Source organism: Anaerobiospirillum sp. NML120449 (assembly GCF_023051105.1).
GTDB lineage: Bacteria > Pseudomonadota > Gammaproteobacteria > Enterobacterales > Succinivibrionaceae > Anaerobiospirillum.
On the sequence record NZ_JALKIL010000017.1, the window covers coordinates 38,671 to 51,200 of the forward strand.

Consider the following 12,530-nt stretch of genomic DNA (forward strand, 5'->3'; position numbering starts at 1 on the left):
CCTGTCTGAGTTGAACTGATTGTTGCAGAGGCTCTAAATTTCAGGAGAGACCTCTGTTGTTATTCTGTACAAAAGCTGAACCTGTCAGCTGTCGGTGATGCCTGTAGTGCCGACCGCAGCAGCTTGAGGCCATATGGCCCTGCCCCTGCCCGTCTGAAAGCAAAAAGCCCAATGCCTGGTACCTGGACCCGCAGCCCAGTGACCACAGTACTGTGACCACAGCCCTGTTACCGGGTGCCCTATGCTGGGAATCTGGACAGGCCCAGTTCCTGTGCAGTTCTGGGTCAGCTCAGCTGCGCAGTTAACATCTTAACCCGCAGCTAACTGCAGGACAGCCCCGCAGGGCAGGCTGTGGCTCTGGTGCCAGGTACGATGGCCTGTGATGGCCATCCGGGGCTCAAATGCAACACAGCTGCAAAACAGCATTGCGGCATTACGGCATTAATACCGTACGCGGCAGGAGCATATGCTCCGCATCGGACAAAGAAAAACTGGTTTACCAGTTTGCTGATAACAATGCATTAATGACCTGGCTCCATTATGGAGCAGGCATCAACGAATGCCATCAGGCCAGTCTTAAAAAATGGTACTTTCAGGTGACATAAGCGCACTTTAAGTACCGGGTGAGGAAAGTCATATCCACAGCAATAAAAAAACTGCGGTGATTTCCCCTAACATTAAAACTCAGTCTGCTAATTGTAAGGAAAAGGACAGCAATATGCCACACTTTGGCGCATAAAAGGCCGCCTGCCCAGGGGGCATAAGAGCGCAGTCAGTCCTGCACTCTCCGCCATAGCCATGAGTGAGCTGCGTAAAATAGCACAAAACGAGCGCCCTGCACCCCACCAAATCCCACCAAAAGCCCAAAAAGCTTCCTCACGGGCGTGCCTTGAAAAAGTGCACTGCCGCCAAGTCTGCAGCTCCCGCCAAAACCTGCCAGTCCTCCCCTGCCCAGCCTGCCTGACATACCTGCGCTTACCAGCCATGCCCTGCCCGAACTGTATTGCACTGCCAGTGCCAGATTCAACACTGAAGCGACTGGGGTTGTTTTCCCTCCAGGGCTGACAGGCTTCCAGACTGACAGTCTTGCATCATGCTGAGGGACGCGTGCTGCATGGTGCAGGCGGCTTTGCCTTGCTAAAAGCATTGCCTGTAAGCATAGTTTTTATGGCACCGGCCCCTGGCATCTGGCTCTTTGCCGCCCAGTATGCATTGTGCTCAGATAGCAATAATACCGACTGGGGCTGACTGCTCGCTGTACAGCTGCATTAACAGGGTCAGTTTCAAGAAGGACGAATATGCTTGCCCTGATGAAGCCGAACCGCATGGCATAGGAAACCGGACAGCCGTAGAGAAACAGGTCACTGGCTGGCGCGCCTGCCAGGCTGGCTGACTGACTTCAGAGTTGAATCTCGAATCGTAGCGTTAGCCAGAGCAGGCATTGGTGCACGGATAAATGGCTGCATGTTAAGGTCAGTCCCCCATTGCGGGCCTGAGTATCAGTCCGTCATCCATGCGGGTGATGAACCCTGCTGCAAGGCTGGGCACAGCGCGTGGCAGTCGGTGGACTGCGTGACTTGTGTGGCCGGCTGGCGGTGAGATAGACGAAAGACGGTCAGGTCGCAACCGTGTCTGAATATGGCCTGACGTGCCCAGCTGCACATTTTTCTGATCCATCTGGTACCTGTTGTAAAGAGGCTGTGGTACACGAGCTGTAAGACACCTGAGACCAGAGGCGCTCCCTGGTATGGTGGGGGCACGTTTTGGGAGCACCTTTACCAGCGACTGCTGCCGCGCGGGCAGCGGATGCCGCTGCTTAATCAGTATCTGCCGCATCTGAGGCGGCTGCGGTTGCTTTGGTCCTGGCTGTCCTGGTGGTCCTGGCAGTCCTGGTGGCGCTGGCGGCCCTCTTTCCTGATCGGCTCCTCGTGCCTGATGGGGCTGCACCTGTGTCTGCAGCAGAGGATGCAGATCCTGTTTTATCAGCAGACGCTGCCGCAGCCTTTCCAGTGGCGGTACTCCTGGCTCTGGCTGACGGCTTGGAGGCAGATGCCGGGGAGTCGGGGCCTGGGGATGAGGCGGCAGCCGGGCTGCCAAAGAGCCCCATAGCCTCATAATCAGTATGAACTACAGGTGTCAGGTCAAAGCTCATATTGAGCAGGTCTTCAGCCGATGGCATATCCCCGGCTGAAGCTGGTGATGATGCGGTTGACGAAGCAGTGGCACAAGCGGAGTCAGGGGAGTCTGCCATGTCTGCACCACAGGCTGAGGCCAGTGTGTCTGCCCAGAAGGCGATGCCTGAAAGACTTCCTGCTCCAGACCCGGCGGCTGAGGCCCGGGCAGCTGTGTCTGATCCGGAAGTTGCCGGGTAATCCTTTGTATTGAGCCTGCTGCCGGCAGCAGCATTCAAGCCGCCTGAGATAGCGCTGGCACCTTCAGAACGGCTGTTTCTGCCCTGGCGGGTGCCGGACTTGCCCGTAGCTGTTTGAGATGCTGCAAACGAAGATGATGCTGAGGCAGAGGCTGTCCGGGATCTGGACTTGCCACTGGTGGCTGCCTTACGGTCTCTGTCATCCTCACGCCATGAGCCAATACCGGCAATACCAACAAGGCCAGTATTGCCACCTGAGCGTGATCTGAGGCTCAGTCGTCCTGAGCTCCTGCCACTGTCTGCAGCGCTGCCAGAGGCTGCGCCGGCAGCAGCGCTGGAATCGGCACGGCCAGCCGGGCTCAGTGGGTCATGCCCCATAGAGCTGTCAGCTGCGTCAGCAGCTGAGTAAGCGTCCGGGTCACAGGCCGGAGCAGAGTTGCTCAGGCGGCCGGCCTCTGGTCCGTAGAGGAAGTGAGGAGTAGCGCAGCCTGACAGGGCGCACATGGTAATGCGTTTGATGTTAAGGCTGTCAAGACGGCCAAGGCGTGACCACTGATCAGCAATATAGGCAAAGCTGTCATAATCATAGACCAGAAAGTCCACTATCAGGGAGCGATCGGTCTGAGTCCAGCCCAGATAGAGGGCGGACAGATCATGACTGCTGTTGCTGTTTACCTCACCAAGGGTATTACGCTCCGAGGCCAGCACTGGACGGTTAAAGCGCAGATCAATGGCAGCGGCACGGCAGTCATGGCCTGCCTTGCCGGCTCCGGCCGCTCCGGTAGATCTGGCTGCTGCCATGCCGGCAGTGCCGTCCTTTGAGTCTGTGGTCTTACCACTGGCAGCGCGAGCCGGGCTGGCGGAGTCATAGTCGAGGAGCTGGGCTGGCAGATCGGACTGCAGGGCTCTGATGAGCATGAGCAGCTCATCAGGCAGTACCATACGGCCAGTTTTGCCCACTGTCTTGCCATCTGTCTTGCCTGCTGTCTTTCCAGCTGCTCTACTCGCTGCTTTGCCCGCTGTACTGCTCTTAATGGCCATGCCTGGAGTAAGGCCTGAATCATCAGCCAGAGGCTGATTGAACTCTATCACCACATAATGGAGGCTTAAACCTGCCTGACAGGCAATCTGCTGATGGTAAGGATGCAGTATGTACAGCAGCTGAGCTGAATCAACTGGTAACAGGCTGCTCATGGCCTCAATCTGCAGGGCTGCAGCCAGCGGGCTGGACCATGCACGAGGGTTGATGCGCCTTGGGCACATAACATCTTCAGGGAAGTTAAGACGCCAGCTGTGATAGCGCAATATGAGCATATTGAGCCAGTCCATCACGGCAGCGTCACTGTATACGCGCCTGCCAGCTTTAAGCGCAAGAGCGTTGCCGGAGGTACGCCACTGCAGCTCTTCATGCATGCTCAGGACATAAGGGGCTCCAGGATAACGTGTTACCGGAAGGGTTATATTGTCGTAACTCATACCCCTGTCACGCACCTTGACTCTCTGGTCAAGATCACCACAGCCCTGGTTTTGAGTCCCGTCATTGACACGGAATTTTCTGACCAGCTCCCTGACAGTGCGGCTGCCAAAGCCGCGTATTTTTATATCGTATTCAGGGATGTCATAAATAACGACATCGTTTTCAAGATATCTTTCGTCTTCCAGAAGGGCAGCAATACTCTGTCTGTCAGGGTCGATTTCGTCATATTTGCCCTGGTCGCAGAAATAGCGAACCATGGCATAAAGTGAAAAATCAGGCGAACAAAATGGCATCTCACCATCGTTCAGAGTGCCAAAAGGACAGCTTTTCTGGGCCTCCTCCTCATACTGTCTTACTTTAAGACATTTTGTGATCGCCTCGCGCACAGTACGGGCGTCAGGATAACGGCTGGCGATCTCTGGCAAATCCCAGTAGACAGCCCTGAGCAGTGATACTCGTGCCCCAGGATTAGAGTCATAGAGCATCTGGTATTCATTAAGAGATTCATGGCTGACAGCGATCCTGTGAAATTGTCCATGAAGCTCATACCAGGCAATAATCCTGTAAAGATCAGTCTCCCTTTTGTCGGCAGCTTTAAGAACATCCTGGGCACCTGGCAACCGGCCGTAAAAACTGACATCACTATTGCGCTTGTGATAGTTATGCCTGTTGTACTGAGGGCCACAACGTTCAAGGTACAGGTAATTATAAGAGGTCTCCGGGAGGGCACTTTCTGGCCTGCTTCTGGCCGGAACTTTTACCTTTTGTTCGAGGCGGGTATTTTTAGTTTTGAACTGCTCATACTGTTCAAAACTGCAACGCAGCATCCCCTCAGGAGCAACAGCCTTTGATACCTCCTTATCAGCAAAGTCATCATCACTGACTTGCAGAGTAATAACATCTGAAAGGGCGGCATTAACGATGTGGGCAAAGCGCCTTGCAATAACAAGGCGCAGAGCATTACTCCAGGAAAGCGACTGATTTTCAGTGACAACCTCATTTTCAATACTGTCAATGCGATTGTCGGCAAAAGGCTCATTAAGAACAGTTAATGGTGTTCCGGGCTTCCATGGCAGGAGCTTAAAGCACACAGGGGAGTCAAGACGGGTGCTGGCAGCCTGACCACCTGAGACAAATGATCCTGATACCTGATGCATCTGAACGAAAGGGCAGAACTGGGCAAGCCACTGATTGAGATGCTGCTGGAGGCTGAGCATAATCTTACTTGCCCTGGCCGCAGGCGTTCCCTTTGTTACAGGGGTGCGGCTGTTGCTGAAGCCTCCGGCAGCAGCTGCATTAATACATGCTTTGACATCTGGTTTTACCAGCTCGTCAAAGCTGCTGACCAGATCATGACGGGTAAGACACTGACCGGATGGAGTTGACGCAGCAGCGGCAATATCAGGCATAAGAGAATTTGCCAGAGTAAAAAGTCTGGAACATACTTCAGGAGTAGCGCCAAAGCTTTGCGGGAATACCAGCTTCTGCTCCTTCAGCTTTTTCATGGCTCTGTTTTGTGGTTCAGTGTAACGTTCGTAACACTTGAAGACCATAAAATCGGCACGGAAGTAACCACGGGCAACAGTAAAGGCATGCAGGGCAAGGCTGTCGGCTCCGGTCAGGAAGTACCACAGTCCCTTAAGATAGAAAAAGCCGCAGGAGTAGCCAAAGTAAGGTTCACACCTGTCAAAGAGTTCTTCTATTTGATTAAAGCCCGCAAATGCCTCAGCAAAGGTCCTGCCCTTTTCATCAACCAGCACGCCGTTTTCCGTCAGCACATAACATCCCATAATCATGGCTGTCAGATAGGCGTAGTCATACTCAGGTATCAGCCCCACGGTAACAAACCTGCAGTAGCGAGTATCAAGGAGCTTAAGATTACCCCAGCTGTAGAGACTGCCATTGATTATGCTGGCGGCCAGAGAGTAAAAGTCGTCCTTTCTGCTGCTCGTTACGGGCAGGATCACATCCATAATGCATTCAACAGGAACGCTGCGGCCAGTCCAGCGTGCTTCAGTTGGAGGATGGTCATATTGCTTATATGAAGCCAGCTCATCGAAGTACCTGGAATCGGCAGCATCTTTAATATCGAAGTCACCATCATCAGGCCACTGCCAATTTTCCTTGTCGCCATCAAAACCGTTCATACGTGCCTCTGACCCAGAATAAAATCAAAGCGCCTATTTTACCAAAAAAGTCCCGCCCTCCCCCAACCACACGCACCCTGCCGCGCAGGCATCCCCCAGCCCGCAGCACGCAGCACGCTCACCTTCCGCGTCCTCGCACCCGGCCGGCACTTTATCCGGCTTCTTGACCCGGCAGAGGCCGGCCAGGCAATAGTCAAAGAACACTGACGCCAAAGTCCCAGGGATAAAGTCCCTTTGAATTTTCCCTGCGCCCTGGGTTGAGCAGCTGACTTGCTGGGTGACTGGCTTGACAGCTGTCTGGATGCATGGGCCACTGCCCTGCTTAAAGCCTGCTTGAATGATTGAGTGACTGAGGGGGTAAGGGACAGGAGTACCAAATGTATGCATACAGCAAACTAAAGGGTATCAACCATGCTCCGCTGGAAAAACGGTCACTGGCACGATTCACCAAACCTCTTATCCCTTCCGCTGCTGCCACTGTTACAGGGTGGCTTTTAGCGGCAAACTGCCTGACACGCAGCAGTACTGGTTCCGGTGCTGGCAGGGGGCTGTGCTGGCTGGTAGACAGCGGACAGGACAGCATAGTCATTGGTTTAGCTATTGAGATTTTGCCATGACATTGACCTCTGACTACGCTGATGGCCCCTGAGCTGAAGCTGCACTGGCAACGACACAGCATGGCGGCCGGCAATTGTAAGTTGCCATGCAGACAGGAATGAATGAATGCAGGCCGGCAGGCATAAATGCATGCTCCCATGTGAGCTAAGCGTATTTCCCGATAGGATGCGGAGGCAATAGCCGCACAGTGGGAGAGGTAGTGAGCAGCGTGACGCCTGCGCAGGGTGCAGCGTCATGACAGGACGCTTATCTTTTGCGTATGACTGGAATGAAAGGCTGTTTTCAGGCATGATATCGCCCTGAGCTCCTGTTCACTTGCTTAAATTAAGCCTTAATACGGACGGCAGGAATGCTTTTTCCGTTTTATCAGGCAGCAGATACTGATTCCATAATCAGGACCTTATCTCGGCCCTCACACAGTACTACCTGAGCGTTCCCTCCACCAGTGCCGAGCTGTCCCTGGGCAGGCTGTCGATGCCGGACCTGTGAGACTGAAAGAGCTCAGAGGCTGATGTTTTTCAGGACAATTATCTTTCGGGTGATTTGATGACCAGTAAACCCCATAACAGCAAGCTGTTCCGTCAGATTATGCGCTTTGCCGTAGTAGGCGGTCTTTCCTTTGTTATCGACTTCACTTTACTGCTGGTGCTGACCGAATATGTCGGTCTGAACTATCTGACCTCGGCAACCATCTCCTTTATTGCCTCAGTAATAGTCAACTACATACTGAGCATTGCCTGGGTATTCACAGCCCGCAAGAATGTCACAAGAACCCGTACCCGCAGTGCCCTTGAGGTAGTACTGTTCTTCGTACTGGCCGTATGCGGTCTGTTTATCAACAACGGCATCATGTGGGTAAGCGTAGAGGTTCTGGCTATCAGCTACATCACAGGTAAGCTCTTTGCCACGGCTGTGGTCATGGTCTTTAACTTCATCACCCGAAAGATTCTCATCGAAGGCCGCCTGCGCCACAGTCACGATCACGACCAAGGGCAGCCCGCCGCCCCTGCGGCTGACGCCGCAGGGCCATCCGTAACAGACACATCGTCCACTGCAGCATCTGCTCTGGAAACCAACAGCACTGCAGCCAGGGATGAGCAGAACAGGGCCAATCCTTAGGCTGCGCCTGATGCTCTTGCAGCTCAGCTATCCTGACTCCATCGCGGAGCCATCCCGGCTGGCAAAGACACAGCATAAGCCCGGGCAACCAGTACAATCCCGGACCAGATAAGCAAGGCCCAGCCCAGACAAGCCCACCCCATAAGTCCAGTCACAATAAATCAATCTCACAGCAGCGCCACCCGGCGCTGTTGTGCTTTTCAGAACCTGCAAAGCCGGGCCTGGCTAAGCCAGGCAACACGCAATGTAACGTCCAGGCAGCTTACCATCATCACTGCCATCACCCTGCCCTCTCCTTCCTCACTATCTCACTCCTAAAGGCCATAAAGTCGCTGATTAAGGCCCGCAATTCAACGCCTGTGCTGAGCCCCCCCTGATCTGCCCTGCAGGCCCGAACAACCTGGCAGTGCCGCGCTTCACCATTCAACGCCATGCCACGCCACACCATGACGTATCCTGTAAGGCCTTAAATGACCTGCAGTCCCTTGCAATGCGATTATGACCTGGCCTCTTTCTGACTGGGTAAGACCTGGTATAGCCTTGCAAGACTGGCAAGACAGGGTAAGACGTGATAACCATGTGCCGCGCGCGGCTCAAATTTGGACTTCACACCAGGAAAAGCGGCAATGCCAGTCAGGCAACACACAGTGGTGCCGCCACTGAGCTCCAATGCTTAACTCGAAACTCCAGGCCTGCAGTCCCCAACTCGCAACTCCCAGCTTCCAGACCCAACTTAAAAAAACTCAGCTCTTAACGCCCATCTGCTGACCTGCAGTTAAGGGCATGAAGTACCGGGAGAGTATTACCTTTATCTGCGGCATCTCTACATGGCTCATACAGCTGATCCTCAAGCTGCCAAGTCATGATGTCAGCAAATGCCATTACTCTGTTTTTCTCTGTCTTAAAAGCCCGCCCAGACAGATCTGTCCTGCAGCTCGGTCGCCAGGTCAGACATTTGTTTAGTCAATCGTCTCATGCCCTATCCGGGTTAAAATGATAATCATTATCAACATTTGTAAAACGTCCTTTAAACACAATTCTTTTGATAAACGGCGCACATCAGGGATTTATCAGGCTGCCTAGTTATAGCTTCCATTCAAGTGTGATGCGTAATTCAGGTCATTTTTCATCATGCAGGGGCTTGCCAATACAGGGCTAATAGCAACAATACAGTGCCGAACATTTACCCTGAGGTCATTCAGCCTGTCCGGGACAGTGCGTGTAAAGCAGCATTCTGGTTATCCAGCCGTTCCGGCAAAGACAGTCAAGGCTGCAGAACCTGGCAATCGTCAGTTCACCTGAAAAGATCTCGTGTGCAGGGAGCCTGGCCCCTGGCAAATGCCTCTGACAGCTGCACATAGCCCCAGGTCCAAGGCACCTGATCCAGAGCACCGGGTCCATGGTACAAGGTATTGTTCAAATGCCAGGCAGAAAGAGCAGCAGTCTGAAAATGACGCAGGTGCTCTGACCGCAGTTGCACAGCAGATAATAAGTGACACAACCAGCACTTCAGTTGCCAGGAACTGGACAGCCAGGCATTACACCGGTATGCTGCAACGATCACCAGGTTTACTGTGCCGATGTTATCTGTACTGCAAAGTGGCTCTGTTTTGAGCATAAATGCGATACCCGCCCCGGAGACTGGACATGTGGTGAGTACCAGTTCTTATAAGGCAGGAAGCAGTAAACCTCTGCTGAACCGTATTTTTACTGGGACAGCTATGACAACCAGACTGATATCCTCAGGAGCTCCTGTTTGTAATATGGCAATTAATACATGCCATACAGCCTGATAATCAAACTGCGGCAGTCTGTGCAGCTGTTGCCTTAAAGGCCATGTATCACGACTTCAGGTTTAAATGAAAGCTGTAATGCAGCTGTCAGCTGTCGGCCTCAGGCCTTAAAGAGCCGCCCACAGAACCGGCTCAAAGCTCATAAATATTGTTGCAGCTCATTAACCGGGTATTTGATGACCTGCTCTGCCGATCTGTGCAGATCAGGTTTCCATCGCTGATTCGGGCAGCCCTGCCAGTTACGAACAGATATACTATTTTTTCCCTGTGGCACTGCAGTACATTCATAAAATGCCGTTACACACGGATAAACCCTGCAGCCTTGCTGTCAGGAAGCCAGATAATGTATGTGGCCAGACCTGTCCATGGTCCCCATACTAAAAGCCATGTTTCGCTCACCTGTGAAGTCAGGACAGAACTGACCTGACAAGGCAGCCCTGCCTTAACCGTTTAAGCGGCTGACAAGCCCTCATACGGCTGCCTGGGTAAACTTGATGCCATTGAAGACCTGCATTGAGCTTACTGAGCGAAATAACTGTACATGGAGAGAAATGTAAATGCGCTGGTCTTACGTGCTAATCATCCTTGGAATAAATGCCGTCTCTTTTGGCGTCCTGTACTTGACGCATACAGGGCTGGCCGCTCATATAATCATTCAGACCATTGTATTTATTGCAGGATTAATAGGCGTATCCTTATTCCACAAGTACAAAAGTACCCGCTTCCCTGTGCCATCTCCACAGATTCTGGCAAGCTATCGCAAGTACTACAGCCAGTGTGATTTCTTTGCCATGACCTCCCGTGGCAAGAAAGGCGGCCTGTACGACTTCTCCTCAAATGATATTCATCCTGCTCAGTGCTTTGACCATATCAGTGCTCTGCTTATGCACTCAAATCGCGAGGCCACCTTCACCCCTGGCCAGATCTGCGTAATTTCCGCCAGCTGGGCCACCACCATGCTCAAGGGCTGTCATGTAAACAACTACCCTCATATCGACACCCGCTACAAGCGCGATATGAACAAGGAGCTGTGCATTGGCGCCTGCTATAACGGTATCTACCGTGCCCTGCAGCCTGACTTCTCCCCTACCGATGATGTTCAGTGGTGTATAGACAACTCCAACGTTGCCAACTACATCCTCAACATGCTTGAGTACTTCCAGCACCACCCTGCATTCTTCCTCAACGAGGCCAAAGGAACACTTGAGACCCTGGACAAGCTGCGCAAGTACCTCAAAGCCAAGCTGAGCTGATAAAGCGCGGCAGACCCAACCATCAACGCCCCGAACTCCCCCGAGTCCGGGGCGTTGTGCATTCAGCCCCGGCACTTCAAACGCCCCACGGCTCACAACCAGCGCCACAAACAGCATGCACTCCGCGACCGGCCCGAAAAGCCAACCCGCCAGTCAGCCCCCACCTTAGAGGACCAACCAGCGCCACACCGGCCCGTCCTGGCAAATAGTCATACCTAACGCAAAGAGCGTCCTGACCATGGCCCACATACAGCCGCAAAGCCATAGCAGAGTAAACGACCATGATGACGGCAGTATGAGAGCACAGGATAGATCCATGATGCCGGCAGTATCAGAGCACAGGGCAGGTCCTGATTCCGGAAGTATCAGAGCACAGGGCAGGTCCTGATTCCGGAAGTACCAGAACAAAGAAAAGGCCCCTGCTGCCAGAAGTAAGCAAAGGCAAGGACTGTAATGCCGGGAGTACTTGCCGCCTTTTGCCGTTGCATTGCCGCATTAAATCACACCGGCAAACAGTTCAGCCAAAGGCGGCAAGCAGATACCTTGCACAGAGCAGAAAAGTGAGGATCCCACGTGCAGCATCAGGCCCCGGGATCACTGGATTTAAGCCTGTTTTACGCATTCTTTTTATCTTATCTATAGTGGCATATGCATTGCATGGTCAATTTTTGCCAGGATGACAAAATCGCATACCATCCGGCCATACATGCTACCGAAGAGAGTTTAGTCACAGAGCTCCTCCGGAAAAGAGAATTAGAGAGAAAGAGAGAAAAGCGTATGGCACTTTACGTTAACACGAACGTCAGCAGCATTAATGCTCAGCGCAAACTGAGCAATGCTACGCTGAACCTCAATGTATCCTATCAGCGCCTCTCATCTGGCCTGAGAATTAACTCTGCCAAAGATGACGCCGCCGGTCTGCAGATATCAGACCGCCTCACAACCCAGATTAACGGTCTCAATCAGGGCAACCGCAACACCAATGACGGTATCGCCCTTGCCCAGACTATTGAAGGTGCTCTCGACGAGACCACCAACATGCTCCAGCGCATCCGCGTGCTGGCCGTCCAGTCAGCCAACGGCACCAACTCAGCTTCCGATCGCAAGGCCCTCCAGGAAGAAGTAACCCAGCTTTCCCAGGAAATCACCCGTATTGCCAAGCAGACCACCTTTGCTGGTCAGACCGTCATCAATGGCAAGTACAAGCAGAATACCAATGAAAATTCACTCATTCCTGCTGATGGTGTACTGAAGTTCCAGGTAGGCGCCAATGCAGGCAACACCCTGTCACTGAACTGGGGTGATGAGTTTACTTTAAGCGGCATTGCTCTTCAGGCCAAGCTTACACAGAATGATATTGATAATACAAAAGCCCCTGTAGGACTCGTAAAGAGCGGTGGTGCCATTCGTTTCTCTCTTTGTACTGCATCAACTGCAACCAACCTGCTTGCCAATGTGGACAAGCTTATTCAGGCTGTAGACTCACAGCGCGCTGCGCTGGGCGCTTTACAAAACAGAATGGAAAGCACTATCAGAAATCAGGCCAATATTTCTGAGAACCAGTCTGATGCCCGCAGCCGCATAAGAGACACAGATTTTGCCTCTGAAACAGCCGCGCTTACCCAGAATAACATTATCCAGCAGGCATCTCAGTCTGTACTGGCACAGGCTAACCAGCGCCCAACTATTGCGCTGAGTCTGCTGGGACGATAAAGAATAATATTTCTATCTCTACTCTCTTTATCATCCTCT

General features: G+C 52.8%; 4 protein-coding genes. 3 read left to right on the forward strand and 1 reads right to left on the reverse strand.

The window, feature by feature from the left end:
- Window positions 1-1,816 precede the first annotated feature (1,816 nt).
- Complete coding sequence (locus MXE41_RS06555; RefSeq protein ID WP_247099924.1) at window positions 1,817-5,995, reverse strand: hypothetical protein; 4,179 nt, start codon at window positions 5,993-5,995, stop codon at window positions 1,817-1,819.
- 1,164 nt (window positions 5,996-7,159) lie between these two features.
- On the opposite strand from MXE41_RS06555, the gene MXE41_RS06560 reads away from it, so the two are divergent.
- The 3 genes from MXE41_RS06560 to MXE41_RS06570 all read left to right on the forward strand — a co-directional run bounded on the left by MXE41_RS06560 (window position 7,160) and on the right by MXE41_RS06570 (window position 12,491).
- Window positions 7,160-7,732: a GtrA family protein gene (locus MXE41_RS06560; protein ID WP_247099925.1), complete on the forward strand. Its 573-nt coding sequence runs from the start codon at window positions 7,160-7,162 to the stop codon at window positions 7,730-7,732.
- A 2,413-nt stretch (window positions 7,733-10,145) separates the two neighbouring features.
- On the forward strand, window positions 10,146-10,778 hold the full coding sequence (locus tag MXE41_RS06565; protein WP_247099926.1) for a hypothetical protein: 633 nt from the start codon (window positions 10,146-10,148) through the stop codon (window positions 10,776-10,778).
- A gap of 777 nt (window positions 10,779-11,555) precedes the next feature.
- Window positions 11,556-12,491 carry a flagellin gene (locus MXE41_RS06570; protein WP_247099927.1) on the forward strand — a complete coding sequence of 312 codons (936 nt, stop codon included), beginning with the start codon at window positions 11,556-11,558 and terminating at the stop codon, window positions 12,489-12,491.
- The last annotated feature ends 39 nt before the right edge of the window (window positions 12,492-12,530 follow it).

Bases quoted from the DNA above. Each gene is read 5' to 3' on its own strand.
- MXE41_RS06555 (WP_247099924.1), bottom strand. From the start codon at position 5,995: ATGAACGGTTTTGATGGCGACAAGGAAAATTGGCAGTGGCCTGATGAT.
- MXE41_RS06560 (WP_247099925.1), top strand. From the start codon at position 7,160: ATGACCAGTAAACCCCATAACAGCAAGCTGTTCCGTCAGATTATGCGC.
- MXE41_RS06570 (WP_247099927.1), top strand. From the start codon at position 11,556: ATGGCACTTTACGTTAACACGAACGTCAGCAGCATTAATGCTCAGCGC.